This is a genomic window from Billgrantia bachuensis (genome assembly GCF_011742165.1).
Lineage (GTDB): Bacteria > Pseudomonadota > Gammaproteobacteria > Pseudomonadales > Halomonadaceae > Halomonas > Halomonas bachuensis.
Map to the genome: position 1 here is coordinate 86,431 of NZ_JAAQTO010000028.1, position 20,120 is coordinate 106,550.

Sequence of the window (20,120 nt, forward strand, 5' to 3'; positions counted from 1 at the left end):
AGAAAACATATGCACGTCATCATCGATCTCTGCGTCGTCCCGCTGGGCGTAGGGGTGTCGGTCTCGCCGCAGATCGCCGCCTGCCAGCGGGTGATCGAGGCCTCGGGTCTCGAGCACCACATGCATGCCTACGGCACCAACATCGAGGGGCCGTGGGACGAGGTGATGGCGGTGGTCAAGCGCTGCCACGAGGTGGTGCACGAGATGGGGGCGCCGCGCATCACCACCACCATCAAGCTGGGTACACGCACCGACCGCGAGCAGTCCATGGCCGACAAGGTGACGAGCGTGGAGAATAAACTGCGTAGCCCCTGAGCCGTCATCACGCAGCGTTGTTCAGGCCGGCAGCGGCGCCAGCCAGGCGTCGCCCAGGCGCAGCAGGTGGTCGGTGAGAGCGTCGAGGATCCTGCCGCCCTGGCGCCAGTGATGCCAGTAGAGCGGCACGTCGATCACCTGGCCCGGCGAGAGGTCGACCAGGCGGCCGTCGGCCAGGTGGGGACCGGGGTCGATCTCCTGCAGCCGCCCCTCGCTGAGTTCCCGCTCGGCCTGGCGCTCCGGCACCATGCCGTAGCCGAGTCCTGCCAGCGCCAGGCCGACGAAGCCCTCCGACGAAGGACACAGGTGATGGGGGAAGGGGGGCTCCACGCCGTACATGGCCAGGAAGCGATGCTGCAGCCGGTCGTCGGGGCCGAAGACGATGGCCGGTGCCTGGCGCAGCGCTTCCGGCGTCACGCCGTCGGCGAAATAGCGTGCCATGAAGGTGGGGCTGGCCAGGGCGCGATAGCGCATGCTGCCCAGGCCGTGGCTGCGCGCGCCCTGGACCGGCGTGGGTGAATCGCAAATACAGCCGGCCACGTCGCCGTCGCGCATGCGCTTGAGCGCCACCTCCTGATCCTCCACCACCAGCTCGAACAGTACCCGGTAGTGCTCGCAGAAGCGCCCGATGGCCTCCGGCCACCAGGTCGCCAGGCTGTCGGCATTGATGGCCAGGCGCAGGCGCTGCTCGCCGCCGCCTAGCGCGGGCACTTCTCCCAATAGGTCACTTTCGAGCAGGCGTACCTGCTGGGCGTGGTTGAGCAGGCGTCGGCCCAGCGGCGTGGGGGCGAGGCGTGGGCTGCGCACCAGCACCGGCTGCCCCAGGCGTGCTTCGAGCAGCTTGATGCGCTGGGAAACCGCCGATTGGGTCAGGCCCAGATGGCGAGCGCCTCGTTCGAAGCCGCCCTGGTCGAGCACGACCACCAGTGCTTCCAGCAGTTTGTAGTCGAGCATCGATTCTGCTTATCCCCTAGTGCCTTTATTTATTTCTTTAATTGCTGCGGTGAGCTTAGCCTTGGTGATTACGACTTGCCAGGGAGAAATCATCATGTGGTTGTCATGGCTCAATGGGCTATTGATCTGTGCGGGATTGATTGTCGCCATCGGGGCGCAGAATGCTTTCGTGCTGCAGCAGAGCCTGCGCCGCCAGAACGCCTGGCTGGTGGCCGGAGTCTGTGCGCTTTGCGACTGGCTGCTGGTGGGGCTGGGCGTGTTGGGGCTCGGCGTGTTGATTGCCCAGCAGGAGGCGCTGATGGAAGTGGCGCGCTGGGCCGGTGCCGCCTTCCTTGCATGGCAGGCCTGGCTGGCCCTGCGCCGTGTCCTGGGCGGCCAAGCCTTGACGGCCGGCGGCGGCAGTGCGCAATCGTGGCAGGCGGCGCTGGCCGCCACGCTTGCCGTAACCCTGCTCAATCCCCAGGTCTATCTCGAAACCGTGGTGCTGCTGGGCGCCATCGGTGCGGTGCAGCCGAGCCCGCTGGGGTTCTTCATCGGTGCGGCGATGGCCTCGTTCGGCTGGTTCTTCGGCCTGGCGGCTGCCGCCGGCTGGTTGGCACCGCGGTTGGCGAGCCCGCGGGTGTGGCGCGCCATCGATCTGGCGATTGGCCTTATCCTGGCTTGGGTGGCGTGGAGGTTGGCGAGTGGCGCCATGATGCCATAGGTAGGCGACGACTGTTGTAAAGCTATCTTTACGCTGTGTCAGGCTGGCGAACCACTCCGAAGGCAGGATTTATGGAGTTCGGAGCGCTGTAAGGTTTTGCTTACGATATAGGTGAGGGCGGACATCTGCCGCCCACGCTCAAGGTCGTAAAGCAGCGTTTCTAGGGGGGAGCGTGCGCACTAGGCTGGGGGCACCAGTTCGGCATCCATGACTGCACGACATAACAACGGTAAATCCCCCTGGAGGTAACCATGAACGCACCCGCCAAGACCGTGTCACCGATCAGCCAAGAGAACCCCATCGGTACCAACGGCTTCGAGTTTGTCGAGTACAGCGCGCCGACCGCCGAAGGCATCGAGTCGCTGCGTGCGCTGTTCAACCGCATGGGTTTCACCGAGACCCGCAAGCACCGCTCCAAGCAGGTGTTCCTGTTCCAGCAGGAGAATGTCAACTTCGTGCTCAACGCCGAGCCCGATAGCCATGCCGCCGAGTTCGCTCGCGTACACGGCCCTAGCGCCTGTGCCATGGCCTGGAAGGTAGCCGATGCCAAGCAGGCGTTCGATTACGCCGTGGCTCACGGCGCCGAGCCGATGGAAAACCCGGTCGGCCCCGGCGAGGTGGGCATTCCCGCCGTACGCGGCATTGGCGGCTCGCTGCTCTACTTCGTCGACAACAGGGTCGACGATGCAGGGCGCACCATCTACGACATCGACTTCGAGGCGATTCCCGGCCGCTCGCGCAACGACAACAGCGTGGGCCTCAAGGTGCTCGACCACCTGACCCACAACGTCGATCGTGGCCAGATGGACGTCTGGGCCGATTTCTACACCGAGATCGCCAACTTCCGCGAGAACCGCTACTTCGATATCAAGGGCAAGAAGACCGGCCTGCATTCCCGGGCCATGACCGGGCCATGCGGCAAGATGCACATTCCGATCAACGAATCGGCCGACGATACCTCGCAGATCGCCGAGTTCCTGCGTGAGTACAACGGCGAAGGCATCCAGCACCTGGCCATGGCCACCGACGACATCTACGCCACGGTGCGTGCGTTGCGCAACAACGGCGTCACCTTCCTCTCGACGCCGGACACCTACTACGAGAAGGTCGATGCGCGCGTACCCAACCATCAGGAGAAGGTCGAGGACCTGCGTGAACTCAGCCTGCTGATCGATGGCGGCGAAGGCGAGGGCGTGCTGCTGCAGATCTTCACCGAGACCGTGATCGGCCCGATCTTCTTCGAGATTATCCAGCGCAAGGGCAACGACGGCTTCGGCGAGGGCAACTTCAAGGCCCTGTTCGAGTCGATCGAGGAGGATCAGATTCGCCGCGGTGTGCTCAAGGCGGATTGATCCCGATGGCCCCTACCCACTCACTTGGGTGGGGGCCATTTCGTCCGATATGAAACGACTGAAAGCAAGCCATTTCTACAAAAATAACGTTGCATCGCATGGATTGCAGCGTGCATATTGCTGCGTCGAGCGATAACAACGATTTCCCCTGGTGATCAAATGACGACTCAACAACAACCCCGCGTTCAGTGGCTCAGCCGCTGGGGCTTCGTACTGGCGGCGACGGGTTCCGCCGTCGGCCTGGGCAATATCTGGAAATTCCCCTACATGACCGGCGAGCATGGCGGGGGCGCCTTCGTGCTGGTTTATCTGGTGTGCATTCTGGCGGTCGGCGTGCCGGTCATGATGACCGAGATCGCCTTCGGGCGGCGCGGCCGTGGCAGCCCCATCGATGCCGTGCGGCGTGTGGTGAGCGAATCCGGGCGCTCCTCGGTCTGGTCGCTGCTGGGCTGGATGGCAATGCTGTGCGGCTTCATGATCCTCTCGTTCTACGTGGTGGTGGCCGGCTGGTCGTTCTCCTACCTGTGGAAGATGCTGACCGGCGGCCTAGCAGGCAGCGGCGTCGACGACATGGCGGCGATTTTCGTCGCCAACAACGAGAACCCCTTTAACCTCGGCTTCTGGAGCACCCTGGTGACGCTTGCGACCATGCTGATCGTGGGCAAGGGCGTGCAGGCGGGCATTGAGAAGAGCGTGAGCTGGATGATGCCGGGCATGGTAATCATGCTGCTGATCCTGATCGGCTACGGCGTGTTCTCGGGCGGCTTCGGCGAGGCGTGGAGCTTCCTGTTCTCGTTCAATACCGGCAGTCTGTCCAGCGAAGGGATGCTGGCCGCGCTGGGGCATGCGTTCTTCACCTTGTCACTGGCGTCCGGTGCGATTCTCACCTACGGCAGCTACCTGCCCGCCGGTGCCTCGATAGCGCGTACCACCCTCGGCGTGGCGGTGGCCGATACGCTCGTGGCATTGATGGCCGGCCTGGCGATCTTCCCGGTGATCTTCGCCAACGGCATGAGTCCCGAAGGCGGGCCGGGGCTGCTGTTCATGAGCCTGCCGCTGGCCTTCCAGGCCATGCCGATGGGTACGCTGTTCGGCGTGCTGTTCTTCATCATGCTGTCGATGGCGGCGTTGACCTCGTCGATCTCCATGGTCGAGGCCACCGTCTCCTGGCTGGTCGACAACAAGGGTATCACTCGCCGCACCGCGGCCTGGGGAACCGGTATCGTGCTGTGGCTGGTCAGTACCTTGGCGATGCTGTCGTTCAACGTCGGCGCCGACTGGACCCTGGCGGGCAAGCACTTCTTCGACTGGCTCGACTATCTCACCTCGCGCTGGATGATGCCGCTGGGCGGGCTGGGCATGGTGCTGCTGGCCGGCTTCGTGTTGAAGAGCGAAACCTTCCGCGAAGAGCTGGGCCTGGCACCGCACTGGCACGCACTGTGGCTGTTCATGGTGCGCTACGTCAGCCCGCTGGGCATCCTTGTGATCTTCGTCGATGCGCTGGGCATCGCGCGCCTGCAGTTCGGCCTGCACTGGCCGTGGCTGTTGGGCGTGCTGGTGCTGATCACCCTGATCGGTGAACTGGCCAGCCCGCGCCTGCGGCGGACTCTGGCCGGCTGAACGCTTGCCTGCCGCGAGGCTTGACGCTAATGTCGGGCCGGTCCGATGGGGACGTCTTCGTCGAGGTGACAGGATGAGCGTTCGTTCCATTCTCGGTGCCGGCCCTTCTGCCCCCCGCTTGGTGCGGGGCGTGCTGGTCCTGCTGCTGCTCGCATTGACCGTCGGCTGTGCTGGACGAGACGGTCGACAGGTCGAGCGCGCCTCGCTGCCATCCGGCTGGCATGGCGAGCAGGGGCAGGCCTCGTTCTATGCCGACCGTTACCATGGTCGGCGCACCGCCAGTGGCGAAGCCCACGACCGCAACGCGCTGACGGCGGCGCACCGCAGCTTGCCATTCGGCACCCGGGTCCGGGTGACGCGGCTGGACAACGGCCGCGAGACGGTGGTGCGCATCAACGACCGCGGGCCCTTCGTGCGCGGTCGTATCATCGATCTCTCGCGACGTGCGGCCGAAGAACTCAACATGCTCGGGCAGGGCGTGGCGGAGGTGCGATTGTCGCCTGAGTGAAGCGTTCTCACCTGGCGTCTGTTTTTTCCTCTTTGGCTCCGATAGGGAAAGCAGTGGCGGGGCTCGCTATGGCGCTCAGCGCAGCGCCGGCACCTCGCGCTGGAATTCGCGACGCCAGCGGGCCAGCAGGGCCTCGCGCTTGAGTCGATCCAGAGTGGCCAGCAGGCCGGGACCGATCGCGATCGGGCGCAGCGCGTCGCCGACTTCGTCGCGCAGCGCATCGGCGGTGCCCGGGCCGGACAGGGCGGGGTGCATCGCCCCCAGGTGGGTCTGTTCGGCTATCACGCGCTGGCCGTCTTCGCTGAGCAGGAACTCCATGAACAGGGCGGCCGCTTCCGGATGCGGCGCCAATCGCGGAATGAAGGCGAGGCGCTGGGTGACCAGCGCATAGTCCTCGGGTACCACCATGACCAGTTGCGGGTGGTCGGCCACCGCGTCGCGCACGTAGCTGCCGAGCAGGTTGTAGCCCAGCAGGTAGCGTCCCTCCTCGAGTCCGTCGAGCATCTCGCCGGTAGTGCCGGTGAGCACCGTGCGGGCGCGTCCCAAGGCCGAGACCAGGTCCCAGTAGCGCGGCGAGAGTCGAGACTCCTCGATGGCATAGGTATATCCTGCGCCGCTGCGTACCGGGTCATAGCTGACGATTCGGCCCGCCAAGGCGTCGGCGTGATCGCTCAACAGCTCGAGCAGGTCGCCATGACTGCGCACCTCGCCGAAGCGTTCGATCAGGTCGCGATGCACCACCATCACGATCGGTTCGAAGGTGAAGGCGAACAGTTCGCCGCGCCACTGGGCCCATGCCGGCCAGCGCCGCACCACGTCACTCTCGAGTGGCTGGGCATGGCCGTCGTTGGCGAGATGATACTGCCAGGGCATAGCGGAGGAGAGCACCACATCGGCGGCATCCGGGGCGTCCAGGAAGCGCTGGTGAAGCTCCAGGGTCGTCAGGTTGCGGTAGGTCAGCTCGATGCGTGGGTGGCTCCGGTGAAACGCTTCGAGCACGGGGCGTGCCTGAGGCAGGTCCAGGGCGGCATGGATGACCAACGGCTGGGGCGTCCCCGCCGTTGGGTCGGCAGGATAGTGCAGGGCATCCTCGGCCGTGGCGGCCAGGCTCCACAGGACGAGAAGCCACCAGAACAGGGCACGGATCATGGGCTCTCCTCGCTGAAGCGCAGACGCACGATGAGTCCGCTTTCGTTCGGGCCCTGGGTCAGCTCGAGCCGTGCGCCGTGAGCGCGGGCAATGCTGTCGACGATGGCCAGGCCTAATCCCGAGCCTTCGCCTCCCTCCTCGCCGCGGTGAAAGGGTCGCAGCACCAGCAGGCGGCGGGATTCGGGAATGCCGGGGCCGTCATCCTCGACTTCCAGCATGGGCGGCTGTGCATGGGTGCGCAGCGTGATGCGCTGGGCACCGTAGCGACAGGCGTTGTCGATCAGGTTGTTCAAGGCTTCCTGCAACTGCCAGTCGATGCCATGGACCCGGACGGGCCGTGGGGCACACTCCACGCCAAGGTCGATACCCTGGCGATGGCAGCCGGCCCAATGGTCGCGAACCGCCTGGCGCGCGAGGTCGTTGAGGTCCAGGGGCGTCAGTTCGGGGCGGTACTCGGGGTTGTCGAGCCGCGTCAGCGACAGCAACTGCATGGCCAGCCGCGCGGTACGCGCGCTGGTCGCCTGCATGGCGCTCAGGGCGTCGCGCCAGCGGGCGGGGTCGTCGTGGCGCAGGGCCAGCTCGGCTCGCGCCGAGAGCCCCGCCAGCGGGGTGCGCAGTTGATGCGAGGCGTCGCCGATGAAGCGCTCCTGGTTGGCGCGCACCCGGCGCATGCGTGCCAGCAGTTCGTTCAGGGTCTCGCGCAGTTCGGCCAGCTCACGGGGCAGTGCCAGGTCGAGGGGTTCCAGGGTGCGTGGGTCGCGGGCACGAATGGCGCGCCTCAGTCGCGTCAACGGTCTCAGTGCCGAGCGAATAGCCACCAGCAGGACCACGACGGCAACCAGGGCCATGGCAAGAATATAGGCGAGGTTGGCGCGCAGCAACTCATGGGTCAACGCATTGCGACCCTCGCGGCTGTGCGCCACGCGGATCTCGAAGCGCTCCCTGAGGCGCCAGTCCTCCAGTCGGGAGCGGCGCACGCCCTGGCGGAGCGTCATGCCCTGCCACTCGACGTTGCGGTAGAGCAGGGTGTCGCCATCCTCGCTGTCGCCGCGTTCGTCACCGGGCAGCTCGGCGTTGCCGGTAATGAAGTGCCCGTCTCGATCCACCAGGCTGTAGAAGACGCGTTCCTCGGCGTCGGTGGCGAGCATGTCCAGGGCTGCCGGGGGCAGGTCGAGCCACAGCCGGTCGTCCTGCCACTGGACCTGTTCGGCAATCGCCAGGCTGGCCGCCTCGAGCAGACGGTCGAAAGCGCGATCGGCGGTGTTGCGCGCGTCCACCCAGGCCTGGAACACCATCAAACCGCCAAGCGCCAGCAATGGCAGCAGCAACCAGGCCAGCAGCCTGCGATAGAGGCTGTCACCGCGTTTCACGTCGCCTCCAGCAGGTAGCCGAGCCCACGCACCGTGCGCAGGGCGACGTCGCTGCCGTCCAGCCGCTTGCGCAGCCGATGCACGTAGACCTCGATGGCGTTGTCGCCCATGGCTTCGCCCTGGAAGGCTTCATCGGCCAGGCGTGCCTTGTCGACGGGCTCGCCGGCGTGACGCATCAGGCAGCCGAGCAGGCGCTGCTCTCGGGGCGGCAGGGCCAAGGTCTCGCCGGCGAGAGTGAAGCGTTGTGCCAGGCCATCGAAGTGCAGCGTCCCGACGCGCAATTCCTGGCCTCGTACTCGCCGCCTCAGCAGCGCGCGTACTCGGGCCTCGAGTTCTTCCAGCGAGAAGGGCTTGGCCAGGTAGTCGTCGGCCCCGAGGTCGAGCCCACGCACGCGATCCTCCACCGCGCCGCGGGCGGTGAGGATCAGCACCGGCGTGTCGCGGTCGTGGCGTCGCAGGGTCTCGAGCACCTCGAGCCCGCTGGCACCGGGAAGATTGAGGTCGAGCAGTATCAGCGCGTGGTCGTGCTGGGGGTTCTCCAGGTGTCGGCGCGCGGCGTCGCCCCCGGCCAGATGCGTCACCGCATAACCCTCCAGGGCGAGGGCGTCCTGGAGGGTTTCGGCCAGCAGGTGGTCGTCCTCCACGAGCAGCAGGTTCATGCCATGGCCTCCACTTCGCTCACGGCCGTCAACTCGTCCCGCGCCGCTCGTAGAGCGGCCTCGCTATTTCTATCGAGGCGGCTTGCCGGGCCCGAGAGAGTCAACCAGCGCCGCGGCTCGCCGGGAACGCAGGGCAAGGCTTGCAACAGCATATCGCCGCCAGGAAGTTCAGGGCGAGGGTCTTCGCTCGCGGCGAGAGGCCACTGGCTACCCGGGCGTAGCTCATGACGCAGTGCGGCGTCGGGCAGGGCAACCAGCCGGCATTCGACCAGGCCTCCATGATTCTCGAGCAGGGCGGCGGTCTCGCCGGTTTCGGCGGCCAGTCGGTCGAGCAATGGCTGGACGCGAGTGGTCAGATGGCGGCTGGGGGGATGGCGTCGCGCCAGGCGAAGCGGCGCGCTACCCAGGCTCCAGCGCCCATCGCGGCTGCGCTGTACGTAATCGAAACGGGCCAGCGAGCCCAGCAGGCGCAGCAGGGTGCTCTTGTAGTAGCCGGTTGCCTGGGCGAGTTCGGCCAGGGTGAAGGTTTCCTGATCGACATCGAACGCTTCCAATACGGTCAATGCGCGCTCGACGGCCTCGACGCGATCCTGGGCCATGCCATGGGTCTCCTGAGTCTGGAGGCATTGAACTTTGGTCGCAATTGCAACCCCATGCATTGACGCTGCCTGTCGGCACGCCTAGTTTCTATCCTGAAGAACGTTGTTCTGCCTTACAGAATTGTAAGGTAGCCGATGGAATACCGCAAGCCACTTTTCACAACACGCCAAGACCGGAGGGACAACAACAATGTCCACGAAAACGCCACTCAAACTCATCGCCATCGCCGCTTTCACACTGAGCGCAGGCAGCGCCATGGCTTTCGAGCCACAGGGTAAAGTGGAGTGTCTCGCCCCGGCCGATCCCGGCGGCGGCTGGGATTTCACCTGCCGCAGCGTGGGCAACGTCATGGAGGAGCTGGGCCTGGTGCCGCGCAGCGTACAGACCGTGAACATGGCGGGTGCCGGCGGTGGCGTTGCCTTTGCCCATACCGTGTCCAAGCGCGCAGGTGACGAGCAATTGCTAGTTGCTGCTTCTACCGCCACCACCACCCGTCTGGCCCAGGGGCAATTTCCGGGCATGACCGCCGACATGGTCAACTGGATCGGGGCGCTGGGTGCCGACTATGGCGTCATTGCCGTGGCCGCCGACTCCGAGTACGACGACTTGCCCGAGCTGATGGATGCGCTCAAGGAAGATACGCGCAGCGTCAAATTCGCCGGTGGCAGCGCCAAGGGCGGCTGGGACCACCTCAAGGTCCTTATCGCGGCGGATGCTGCCGGCGTCGAGGAGCTGCCGCGCATTGCCTATCTCTCGTACAACAACGGCGGCGAGGCCATGACTCAGGTCGTGGGTGGGCACGTGGAAGCCTTCACCGGGGATATCAGCGAGGCACAGGGCTTCCTGGAATCCGGCGACCTGCGCGTGCTGGCGGTGCTGTCCGATGAACGCCTCCCGGGTGACTTCTCGGATATTCCCACCGCCAAAGAGCAGGGGATCGATGCCGTCGGCCCCAACTGGCGTGGCTTCTACATGCCGGCGGATATCTCCGACGAGGCCAAGCAGTACTGGGTCGAGGCCATGGATACCATCTACGAGAGCCAGGAGTGGCAGGACATCATGGCGAACAACGGACTGATGCCATTCCACATGAGCGCCGGTGAATTCGAGACCTTCGTCACCGAGCAGATCGAGGACATCGAGACGCTTTCCAAGGATATCGGGCTGATTCAGTAATGACTTTCAACGACCGCATTTTCGGTGTTCTGCTGATTGCCCTGGCCGTCGCGTACGGCTGGGGCGCCAGCCAGTTTCCCGAACCGTTCGGTGGGTCCGAGGCGATCGGACCCGATACCTTTCCTACGCTGCTGGCCGTGGTCTTGGGTCTCTGCAGCCTCTACCTGATCGTGCGGCCCGACCCGGATCATGCCTGGCCCTGGAGCCGCACCGGCGTTGAACTGGTCATCGCCGTGGTTGTGCTTGTGTTCTACGCCATGCTGCTCGAGCCGCTCGGCTTCATCATCAGCACCACGCTGGCCGTCGGCACCTTGTGCTGGCGCATGGGGGCCGAGCCGCTGCGCGCTTACCTGGTCGGGGCGGTCGCAGGCGTGGTGGTGTTCCTGCTGTTCAACTTCGCCCTCGACCTGGCACTGCCGCTGGGCCTGCTCTCGTTCTTGGAGGTGAGCTGATGGAAACCCTGGGCTTTCTGATCGATGGCTTCGGGGTGGCACTCGCCCCGCATAACCTGATGTTCGCTCTGATGGGAGCCTTTCTCGGCACCCTGATCGGCGCGCTGCCGGGCCTGGGGCCGGCCAACGGGGTGGCGATCCTGATCCCGCTGGCCTTCTCCCTGGGGCTGGCCCCGGAAACCGCGTTGATCATGCTCACGGCGGTCTACGCCGGGGCCATGTATGGCGGGCGGATCTCCTCGATCCTCCTCAATATTCCCGGCGACGAGCCGGCTATGATGACCTGTCTCGATGGCTACCCCATGGCCCAGCAGGGCAAGGCCGCCGAAGCACTGGCGATCTCCGCCATCGCCTCCTTCATCGGCAGCCTGGTTGCCACGGTGGGGCTGATCCTGCTGGCACCGGTGCTGGCACGCTTCGCCCTGACCTTCGGGCCGGCCGAGTACTTCGCGTTGTTCCTGCTGGCATTCGCCACCCTGGGCGGCATCACCGGCAAGAACCCCGTCAAGACGGTGGTGGCGGCCTGCCTGGGCCTGATGGTAGCCACCGTGGGGATCGACTCCACCGGCGTGCAGCGCTACACCTTCGGTACCCTGGAACTCTACGAGGGGATCGACTTCATCATCGCCATCGTCGGCCTGTTCGCCATCTCGGAACTGCTCTTCTTCATCGAGGAGCGTGCCGGCGGCGGAAAGAAGAAGATGGTCGTCAACAAGCTCAAGCTCAGCTGGGGCGATATCCGCAATGTTCTGCCGTCGAGCATTCGCGGCGGTATCCTGGGGTTCATCGCCGGCGTGCTGCCCGGTGCCGGGGCCTCGCTGGGCAGCTTCATCGGCTACACCCTCGAGAAAAAGGTGGTGGGCAAGAAGGGCTTCTTCGGCCAGGGCGACCCGCGCGGCGTGGCTGGCCCCGAGGCGGGCAACAATGGTGCCTCGAGCGGTGCCCTGGTGCCCATGCTGACGCTGGGCGTGCCGGGCAGCGGCACCACCGCGGTGCTGCTGGCGCTGCTGATCTCGCTCAACATCACCCCCGGTCCGCTGATGTTCACCCAGAACGCCGACATCGTCTGGGGCGTGATCGCGGCGCTGCTGATCGGCAACTTCCTGCTGCTGATACTCAACATCCCGCTGGTCGGGATCTTCGTCAAGCTGCTGTCGGTGCCGCCGATGTACCTGCTGCCGTGCGTGACGATGATCGCCTTCGTCGGCATCTATTCAATCAGCAACACTACCTTCGATCTCTACTTCATGGTGGCCTTCGGTATCGCCGGCTACGTGCTGCGCAAACTTGAGATCCCGCTGGTGCCGGTCATCCTCGGCCTGCTGCTGGGGCCGGAAATGGAGAAGAATCTAAGCCACGCCATGGACATCTCCGATGGCGACTGGACTATTTTGTGGAACAGCGGCCTGGCCATCGGGCTGTGGGTGTTCGCCGGCGTGGGACTGATTCTGCCCTACATCGTCGGGCCTATCCTGCGGCGTCGCATGAAAGTGGACGCGGCGGCGACCGCTGGTAACCCGGAAGGCGACTGAGCCGGGAGTTGCCAATCCCTCCATCGGGGGCGCCGAGCGATCGGCGCCCCCGATGCATTTATGGATGCTCGCCAAGTCGGTGCAGGCAGCGGGTCGTGCTGTTGCTTCGTGGTGCGCCTGCACTGGACTACTGCCCCCTGGCGGTGCGTCGAAAGCGTGACACGCGGCCGGGAAAGTCAGCTAACTATTTGAATTAAAGAAGTCTTACCCAGGAGAGAGGCGAATGGCGCATCCTTGCAAAGGACCCTTGGCTGAGCCAAGCGCTGCGCGGCAGCGCTGACATCACAACAAGCCCTTTGCTCAGCAGGGCGCAAGGAGGTTCACGTGAACGCTTCCCGTCGCAACATGCCTTTCCACCCCCTGAAAACTCCGCTTCGCTTCGTTGCCGCAGCTTTGCTGTCGCTCGGCGTCGCAGCGCCGGCACTCTCACAGGACGAGCCGATCAAGGTCGGTATCCTGCACTCGCTGTCGGGCACCATGGCGATCAGCGAGTCGACCCTGAAGGACACCGTTGAAATGCTGATCGAACAGCAGAACGAGCAGGGCGGCCTGCTGGGTCGCGAGCTCGAGGCGGTGGTAGTCGATCCCGCCTCCGACTGGCCGCTGTTCGCCGAGCGCGCCCGTGAGCTGCTCGCGCAGGAGGAGGTCGATGTGATCTTCGGCAACTGGACCTCGGTATCGCGCAAGTCGGTGTTGCCGGTAGTCGAGGAACTCAACGGCCTGTTGTTCTACCCGGTGCAGTACGAGGGGGAGGAGTCCTCGGAGAACGTCTTCTATACCGGGGCGGCGCCCAACCAGCAGGCGATTCCCGCCGTCAATTATTTGCATGACGAGGTTGGTGTCGAACGCTGGGTGCTGGCCGGTACCGACTATGTCTACCCGCGTACCACCAACCGCATTCTCGAGACTTACCTCAAGGAGGAGCTCGGCGTTGCGGACGAAGACATCCTGATCAACTACACACCGTTCGGTCACTCCGACTGGCAGAACATCGTTGCCGAGATCAAGCGCTTCGGCAGCGAGGGCAAGAAGACCGCCGTCGTATCGACCGTCAACGGCGATGCCAACGTGCCGTTCTATCGCGAGCTGGGCAACCAGGGCATCGATGCCGCCGATATCCCGGTGGTGGCGTTCTCGGTGGGCGAGCAAGAGCTCTCCGGCATCGATACCGGGCCACTGGTAGGTCACCTGGCTGCCTGGAACTACTTCATGAGCGTCGATACCGACGCCAACTATGACTTCATCGACGCCTGGATCGAGCACACCGGTGACGAAGAGGCAGTCACCAACGATCCCATGGAAGCGCATTACATCGGCTTCAACATGTGGGCAGAGGCGGTACGCAAGGCCGGTACCACCGATGTGGATGCGGTCAAGGAAGCGATCATCGGCGTGACCGTGCCCAACCTCTCCGGTGGCTATGCGGCGATGCTGCCCAATCACCACATCACCAAGCCGGTGATGATCGGCGAGATCCAGGACAACGGCCAGTTCGTGGTGGTGTGGGAGACTCCCTCCACCGTGGCCGGTGACGAGTGGTCCGACTTCCTGCCCGGCTCGCGCGATTTGATCGCCGACTGGCGCAAACCGATGGAGTGCGGCAATTACAACGTTCGGGAGGGCCGATGCATGGGGAGCGATGCCGAAGCCCAGGCTGAAGAGGCCCTGGCAGGAAACTGAGGTCTCAGCGGGTCCGGCATCGGTCGGGCCCGCGTTTGCTCAACGACAACGGACGATACGCCCCCGAGCACCGCCCGACGCAGCTGCCGAACGGCCTGAGTCCAGGTGGGAATCGCTCGCGGCCAGCGTTCGACCAGCGATACACGCCACTCAAAGGACACATCGCATGAGGATCCCTGACGCGTTCAAGCTGCCCGTCATGACCAGGATCGTCACGTTGACCCTGTTGTGCCTGCTCGCCTGCCTGCCCGCCGTGGGTGCGGCCCAGAACGACAGGGGCCACGCCTTGCTGGAAGGCCTCGTTTCGCGCAGCTTCAACGACAAGGCCGACGCCATCGAGGCCATCCTCCAGAGTGAGGATGAGCGAGCGAATGACTGGCTGCAGGCCCTGCTCGACGGCAACCTCCAGCGACTCAAGGAGGATGGCCGTTTCGTGGTGGTCGTCGGCAACTCGGGGCGCGAGTGGCCGGTTCGCGATGCCCTAAGCGGCGAGGCGCTGGGGGAGATCTCCCGTCGCGACCTGGACCGGATCACCATCAACAATGCCCTGCGCGGCCAACTGCGCTCGGCTCTCTCCCTTGTTGAACTCTACGCGGGCGACGAACGCTCACGCCTGGCCGCCGCCGAGGGCATCATCGGTGAGGTCGACGGCGAGCTGGCTGCAGCGCTCGAGTCGCGGCTCGAGGAAGAAGAGAGCGACAAGGTTCGTCACCGCCTGAGCCAGGCGCTGGCCGTTCATCGCCTGGAGCGGGGCGAGGCGGATGCCGTCGAGACGCTGGCCGGTAGCCTCAACAGCAACGTGCGCGTGGCGCTGACCCGGGCCGCACAGAGCGACGATCCTGCCCTGGCCGACGCCGCCCGGCGCGCACTGGCCGATATCCAGCAGACGCTCAAGTTGAACCGCGTCGCGGAGACGCTCTACTTCGGCCTCTCCATGGGCTCGGTGCTGGTGCTGGCGGCCATCGGGCTGGCGATCACCTTCGGCGTGATGGGCGTGATCAACATGGCTCACGGCGAATTGATGATGCTCGGCGCCTACACCACCTGGGCCATGCAGCAGTTGTTGCCCGGTCAGCCGGGATTGGCGCTGCTACTGTCGATTCCCGCCGGCTTCCTGGTGGCGGCACTCGTCGGCATCGCCATCGAACGCGGCGTGATCCAGTTCCTCAAGGGGCGCCCGCTGGAAACCCTGCTCGCCACCTTCGGCATCAGCCTGATTCTGCAGCAACTGGTGCGTACCGTGATCTCGCCGCTCAACCGCAGCGTGGTGACACCCGAGTGGATGAGCGGTTCGGTAGCGATCAACGACGCGCTGTCACTCACTCTCAATCGGCTGTATGTGATGGGCTTCGCGCTGCTGGTGTTCGCCGCACTGATCCTGATCATGCGCCGTACCCGGCTGGGACTGGAGGTGCGCGCGGTGACGCAGAACCGTGCCATGGCCCGTGCCATGGGCATCCGTGCCACGCGGGTCGACATCCTGACCTTTGCCCTGGGCTCCGGGGTGGCGGGGCTGGCCGGCGTGGCGCTCTCCCAGCTCACCAATGTGGGCCCCAACCTGGGGCAGAGCTACATCATCGACTCGTTCATGGTGGTGGTGTTCGGTGGCGTGGGCAACCTCTGGGGCACGCTGGTGGCGGGCCTGTCGCTCGGTGTCATCAATCAGGTGCTGGAGCCTTGGGCGGGGGCGGTGCTGGCCAAGATCATGGTGCTCGTTTTCATCATTCTGTTCATCCAGAAACGCCCGCGCGGTCTCTTTCCGCAGAAGGGCCGGGCCGCGGAGGGCTGATCGATCATGCATTGGCTAGGACAACCCTTCAGGGAGCGCTCGACGCTTGTCTTCCTCGGCGTACTGCTGCTGGCACTGGCTGCGGTGACGCTGCTGCATGTCGCCGTGCCGCCGGAGCACCCACTGTACGTGAGTATTTATACCGTTAACTTGTTTGGCAAGTACCTGAGCTATGCGCTGCTGGCGGTGGCGGTAGACCTGGTGTGGGGCTATCTCGGTATCCTCAGCCTGGGTCACGGTGCCTTCTTCGCCCTGGGTGGCTACGCCATGGGCATGTACCTGATGCGCCAGATCGGCGATCGCGGCGACTACGGCAATCCGGACCTACCGGATTTCATGGTCTTTCTCAACTGGGACAGCCTGCCGTGGTACTGGCAAGGCTTCGACATGGCTTGGTTCGCTTTTCTGATGGTGCTGCTGGCGCCCGGACTGCTGGCACTGCTGTTCGGTTTCCTGGCGTTTCGCTCTCGGGTCACCGGGGTGTATCTCTCGATCATCACACAGGCGCTGACCTTCGCCCTGATGCTGGCGTTCTTTCGCAACGAGATGGGGTTTGGCGGCAATAACGGTCTGACCGACTTCCGCGAGATTCTCGGCTTCAACCTGCGCAGCAGCGACACGCGGCTGGGCTTGTTCCTGGCCAGCGGGGCGGCACTGGCCATCGGTTATGTGCTGTGCCGGGCGATCGTTGCGAGCAAGTTGGGTCGGGTCTGCGTGGCGACCCGTGACGCCGAGGCGCGTACGCGGTTTCTGGGCTACCGGGTCGAGCGCTTCCAACTGTTCGTGTTCGTCGTGTCGGCCATGTTGGCGGGGTTGGCCGGGGCGCTCTACGTCCCTCAGGTGGGCATCATCAACCCCAGCGAATTCTCGCCGCTGTTCTCCATCGAGATCGTGCTGTGGGTGGCGCTGGGCGGTCGCGCGACACTCTACGGGGCAGTGATCGGGGCGATACTCGTCAATTACGCCAAGACGGTGTTTACCGGCGTGATGCCCGACGCCTGGCTATTCTCCCTGGGTGGGCTGTTCGTGCTGGTGACGGTGCTGTTGCCGCGCGGCGTGGCCGGGCTGCTGGCCTTCAGGTTCAGGCGTCGCGGCAAGAGTCCGGGTTCCTTGAGCGGCAGGGAGGTATCGGCATGAGCATCCTGGGTTCGCTGGCCAGCCGTGACCGGGTCTTCGACTTCCTGGTGCCGGCCGATTCGCCCGTCGACGTTCGCCACGGGCCGATTCTCTATCTCGAAGACGTCACGGTCAGCTTCGACGGCTTCAAGGCCATCGACACGCTCAATCTGACTATCGACGACGGTGAGCTGCGCTGCATCATCGGCCCCAACGGGGCCGGCAAGACCACCATGATGGACATCATCACCGGCAAGACGCGCCCGGATAGCGGCAAGGTGTGGTTCGGCAGCCGCCATGATCTGCTCACCATGAGCGAGCCGCAGATCGCCAGCCTCGGGATCGGGCGCAAATTCCAGAAGCCCACGGTATTCGAGGCGCTGAGCGTATTCGAGAACCTAGAGCTGGCGATGGCCGCCGACAAGCGCATTCTGCCCACACTCACCGCGCGCATGACCGGTGAGATCCGCGAGCGTATCGACGAGGTGCTCTTGACCATCGGGCTCGTCGAGCAGCGCCAGCGTTCGGCAAGCATTCTCTCCCATGGACAGAAGCAGTGGCTGGAGATCGGCATGCTGTTGATGCAACGTCCGCGCCTGCTGCTGGTCGACGAGCCGGTGGCCGGCATGACCGAGCAGGAAATGGAGCGTACCGCCGAACTTCTTACCGGGCTTGCCGGCAAACAGTCGGTGGTGGTGGTAGAGCATGACATGGGCTTCGTGCGCTCCATCGCGCGCAAGGTGACGGTGCTGCATCAGGGTAGCGTGCTGGCGGAGGGCAGCATGGATCAGGTGGCAAGCGATCCTCGCGTCGTTGAGGTGTATCTGGGGGCCGAAGCCGAAGAGGAGTTGGCCTGATGCTTTCAATCGACAGGCTCAATCAGTTCTACGGTGAGAGTCACACCTTGTGGGACCTCGATCTCAGTGTGCCGACGGGGCAGTGCACCTGCGTGATGGGGCGCAACGGGGTGGGCAAGACCACCTTGATGAAGGCAATCATGGGCGAGGTGGCGGTGCGCTCCGGCAGCATGTGCTACGCCGGTGGCGTGGAGCTGACTCGCAAGCGCGTCGAGGATCGCTCGCGTCTGGGCATCGGTTACGTGCCCCAGGGGCGGCAGATCTTTCCGTTGCTGAGCGTGGAAGAGAACCTGCGTACCGGCCTGGCTGCTCGGCGTGACAGTCGCATCATTCCGGCGCGTGTCTTCGAGCTCTTTCCCGTACTTGAGGAGATGAGACATCGCCGCGGTGGCGATCTTTCCGGCGGCCAGCAGCAACAGCTGGCGATCGGCCGCGCGCTGGTGCTTGAACCGAGCCTGCTGATCCTCGACGAGCCGGGTGAGGGCATTCAACCCAATATCGTCACGCTGATCGGCGAGGTGATCCGCAAGTTGATTGCCGAGGATGGCCTGACGGTGCTGCTGGTGGAGCAGAAGCTTCCCTTCGCCCGCAAGTACGCCGACCGCTTCGCCATCATGGATCGCGGCCGGCCGGTGGCGAAAGGCGGGATTGGCGAGCTTTCGGATGCGCTGATCAAGGAGCACTTGACGGTATAACCGGCAAGCCGCGCCAGCCTGCGGCCCGCTCAAGAGAAGACGCAAGCGCCCGGGGGAGGGGCCGTAGGAAGCTATCCAGGCCTCTCTCCGGGCGCATTCCCTGCGTTCAGCGAGGGTGGAGCCAGGTAGGCAGCAGGGTGTAGGGATCCGTGTCGACGCTGGCATCGTAGCTGAGCTGCAAGGCTTCGAGGCGATCGAAGAGCTTGCCGCTGCGGATCTCATCGAATAGGTCGGTGCAGCCGCCAACGAGCTCCCCACCGATGAAGATCAGCGGCAGGGTACTCCAGCCGGTCTTCTGCTTTAATACCGCTCGCATTTTTCCACCCAGATCGTCTACCTGATAATGCACCGAATCCAGGTCGAGGGCGCGGTAGGGGATACGGTAGCGGTCGAAGACCTTGCGCACCGACCAGCAGAACTCGCACCACTCCAGCGCGAACATGACAACCGGTTGTCGCGGATCAGCCAGGGCTGCCTCCACTTGGCGCTGCGCCTCGGGGTCAAGTTCCCGATCATCCAGGGTAGGCGATGTGCTTGCGCCGCCATCGAATCGGTAGCCGGGCGTCGAACGTGACAGGGCCGTTTCTTCCTCGGTCATATCCACCGCCACGTCCTCGAACAGCGGCGTGGAGAGGTAGCGCTCCCCAGTGTCCGGCAGCATGCAGAGGATGTTGCTGCCAGCGGGAGCGTCGGCTGCCACTTGCAGTGCCCCGGCGAACGTCGCACCGGCGGAGGTTCCTACGAAGATGCCCTCCTTGCTGGCCAACTCGTGGGCGCAGCGCAAGGCATCCTGGCCATTGATGCCAAGAAAGGCGTCGTAGCGATGCTCGTCGATGACCGGATCTAGCAGTTTGGGAATGAAGTCCGGCGTCCAGCCCTGCATCAGATGGGGGCGAAAGGCGGGGTGGCTCTGGCTGTGGCTGCCGTCCGCACTGCGTGGCTGGGGAATGCCGCTGGCCAGGATCGCCGAGTTGTCGGGCTCGCACACCACGATTCGGGTCTGCGGGCTGCGGGCCCTGAGCACGCGCGAGACACCGTTCAACGTGCCGCCGGTGCCGAAGCCAGTGACCCAGAAGTCCAGCGTGACGTCCTCGAAGTCATCGAGGATCTCCACCGCCGTGGTGCGTGCGTGAACGTCCGCGTTGGCGGGATTCTCGAACTGTCGCGACCGCCACCAGCCGTGCTCTCGCGCCAGCTCATCGGCCTTGGCCACCATCCCCGAACCCTTCTCCGAGGCGGGCGTGAGGACCACGCGGGCCCCCAGGAAACGCATCAGCTTGCGCCTCTCCACGCTGAAGTTCTCGGCCATGGTGACCACGAGGGGGTAGCCCTTCTGGGCGCATACCATTGCCAGGCCGATGCCGGTATTGCCGCTGGTGGCCTCGACGACGGTCTGCCCCGCAGTGAGTTCACCGCGGCGCTCGGCGTCCTCGATCACACCCAACGCCAGGCGATCCTTCACCGAGCCCATGGGATTGAACGCCTCCACCTTCACGTACAGGTTGACATGCGACGGACCGAGATTATTAACGCGCACAACGGGTGTGTTGCCTACGGTTTCCAGAATGCTGTCGTAACGTTTTCCCATGTTCA

At 64.7% G+C, this 20,120-nt stretch carries 19 protein-coding genes; 13 read left to right on the forward strand and 6 right to left on the reverse strand.

Annotated elements, in window-relative coordinates:
* Positions 1-9: 9 nt before the first annotated feature.
* Entirely contained in the window at positions 10-315 is a 306-nt protein-coding gene (locus tag HBJ55_RS11100) for an MTH1187 family thiamine-binding protein (RefSeq protein ID WP_167114346.1), read from the forward strand.
* A gap of 21 nt (positions 316-336) precedes the next feature.
* Here the strand turns inward: HBJ55_RS11100 and HBJ55_RS11105 are convergent, their stop codons facing one another.
* Positions 337-1,269, reverse strand: a complete 933-nt coding sequence (locus HBJ55_RS11105) for a LysR family transcriptional regulator ArgP (RefSeq protein ID WP_167114349.1) — start codon at positions 1,267-1,269, stop codon at positions 337-339.
* Positions 1,270-1,363: 94 nt separating this feature from the next.
* Between HBJ55_RS11105 and HBJ55_RS11110 the strand changes: the two genes are divergently transcribed.
* From HBJ55_RS11110 to HBJ55_RS11125, 4 genes are all read left to right on the forward strand, one after another.
* Positions 1,364-1,972, forward strand: coding sequence for a LysE/ArgO family amino acid transporter (locus HBJ55_RS11110; protein ID WP_167114352.1), 609 nt, complete (start codon positions 1,364-1,366; stop codon positions 1,970-1,972).
* Between the two features lie 251 nt (positions 1,973-2,223).
* Positions 2,224-3,324 carry a 4-hydroxyphenylpyruvate dioxygenase gene (hppD, locus tag HBJ55_RS11115; protein ID WP_167114355.1) on the forward strand — a complete coding sequence of 367 codons (1,101 nt, stop codon included), beginning with the start codon at positions 2,224-2,226 and terminating at the stop codon, positions 3,322-3,324.
* A 159-nt stretch (positions 3,325-3,483) separates the two neighbouring features.
* Positions 3,484-4,944, forward strand: coding sequence for a sodium-dependent transporter (locus HBJ55_RS11120; RefSeq protein WP_167114358.1), 1,461 nt, complete (start codon positions 3,484-3,486; stop codon positions 4,942-4,944).
* Between the two features lie 73 nt (positions 4,945-5,017).
* A complete protein-coding gene (locus HBJ55_RS11125) occupies positions 5,018-5,452 on the forward strand; it encodes a septal ring lytic transglycosylase RlpA family protein (RefSeq protein WP_167114361.1) in 435 nt (144 codons plus the stop codon).
* Positions 5,453-5,527: 75 nt separating this feature from the next.
* On the opposite strand, the gene HBJ55_RS11130 is transcribed toward HBJ55_RS11125, so the two are convergent.
* From HBJ55_RS11130 to HBJ55_RS11145, 4 genes are read right to left on the reverse strand one after another with little or no spacing between them, the layout of a single operon-like run.
* Positions 5,528-6,601 (reverse strand): ABC transporter substrate-binding protein, encoded by a 1,074-nt coding sequence (locus tag HBJ55_RS11130; protein WP_167114363.1) that lies wholly within the window; start codon positions 6,599-6,601, stop codon positions 5,528-5,530.
* A complete protein-coding gene (locus tag HBJ55_RS11135) occupies positions 6,598-7,971 on the reverse strand; it encodes a sensor histidine kinase N-terminal domain-containing protein (RefSeq protein ID WP_167114365.1) in 1,374 nt (457 codons plus the stop codon). The genes HBJ55_RS11130 and HBJ55_RS11135 overlap by 4 nt, the downstream gene beginning before the upstream one ends.
* A complete protein-coding gene (locus HBJ55_RS11140; RefSeq protein WP_167114367.1) occupies positions 7,968-8,630 on the reverse strand; it encodes a response regulator transcription factor in 663 nt (220 codons plus the stop codon). The genes HBJ55_RS11135 and HBJ55_RS11140 overlap by 4 nt, the downstream gene beginning before the upstream one ends.
* Complete coding sequence (locus tag HBJ55_RS11145; protein WP_167114369.1) at positions 8,627-9,229, reverse strand: helix-turn-helix domain-containing protein; 603 nt, start codon at positions 9,227-9,229, stop codon at positions 8,627-8,629. Before HBJ55_RS11145 ends, HBJ55_RS11140 begins: the two co-directional genes overlap by 4 nt.
* A gap of 190 nt (positions 9,230-9,419) precedes the next feature.
* Here HBJ55_RS11145 and HBJ55_RS11150 point away from each other — a divergent pair, with 190 nt between their 5' ends.
* From HBJ55_RS11150 to urtE, 8 genes are all read left to right on the forward strand, one after another.
* Positions 9,420-10,406 carry a Bug family tripartite tricarboxylate transporter substrate binding protein gene (locus HBJ55_RS11150; protein WP_167114371.1) on the forward strand — a complete coding sequence of 329 codons (987 nt, stop codon included), beginning with the start codon at positions 9,420-9,422 and terminating at the stop codon, positions 10,404-10,406.
* Complete coding sequence (locus HBJ55_RS11155; RefSeq protein ID WP_167114374.1) at positions 10,406-10,858, forward strand: tripartite tricarboxylate transporter TctB family protein; 453 nt, start codon at positions 10,406-10,408, stop codon at positions 10,856-10,858. The genes HBJ55_RS11150 and HBJ55_RS11155 overlap by 1 nt, the downstream gene beginning before the upstream one ends.
* Positions 10,858-12,390 (forward strand): tripartite tricarboxylate transporter permease, encoded by a 1,533-nt coding sequence (locus tag HBJ55_RS11160; RefSeq protein ID WP_167114376.1) that lies wholly within the window; start codon positions 10,858-10,860, stop codon positions 12,388-12,390. The genes HBJ55_RS11155 and HBJ55_RS11160 overlap by 1 nt, the downstream gene beginning before the upstream one ends.
* Before the next feature lie 345 nt (positions 12,391-12,735).
* Positions 12,736-14,070, forward strand: a complete 1,335-nt coding sequence (urtA, locus tag HBJ55_RS11165; protein ID WP_167114691.1) for an urea ABC transporter substrate-binding protein — start codon at positions 12,736-12,738, stop codon at positions 14,068-14,070.
* Between the two features lie 199 nt (positions 14,071-14,269).
* On the forward strand, positions 14,270-15,859 hold the full coding sequence (urtB, locus tag HBJ55_RS11170) for an urea ABC transporter permease subunit UrtB (RefSeq protein WP_167114694.1): 1,590 nt from the start codon (positions 14,270-14,272) through the stop codon (positions 15,857-15,859).
* 6 nt (positions 15,860-15,865) lie between these two features.
* Positions 15,866-16,996, forward strand: coding sequence for an urea ABC transporter permease subunit UrtC (gene urtC / locus HBJ55_RS11175; protein WP_167114379.1), 1,131 nt, complete (start codon positions 15,866-15,868; stop codon positions 16,994-16,996).
* Positions 16,993-17,832, forward strand: a complete 840-nt coding sequence (gene urtD, locus HBJ55_RS11180; protein ID WP_167114382.1) for an urea ABC transporter ATP-binding protein UrtD — start codon at positions 16,993-16,995, stop codon at positions 17,830-17,832. Before urtC ends, urtD begins: the two co-directional genes overlap by 4 nt.
* Positions 17,832-18,527 (forward strand): urea ABC transporter ATP-binding subunit UrtE, encoded by a 696-nt coding sequence (urtE, locus tag HBJ55_RS11185; RefSeq protein ID WP_167114385.1) that lies wholly within the window; start codon positions 17,832-17,834, stop codon positions 18,525-18,527. The genes urtD and urtE overlap by 1 nt, the downstream gene beginning before the upstream one ends.
* A gap of 106 nt (positions 18,528-18,633) precedes the next feature.
* Here the strand turns inward: urtE and HBJ55_RS11190 are convergent, their stop codons facing one another.
* The gene (locus HBJ55_RS11190; protein ID WP_167114387.1) at positions 18,634-20,115 is read right to left on the reverse strand and encodes a pyridoxal-phosphate dependent enzyme; all 1,482 of its coding nucleotides are present in this window, start codon (positions 20,113-20,115) and stop codon (positions 18,634-18,636) included.
* Between the last annotated feature and the right edge of the window lie 5 nt (positions 20,116-20,120).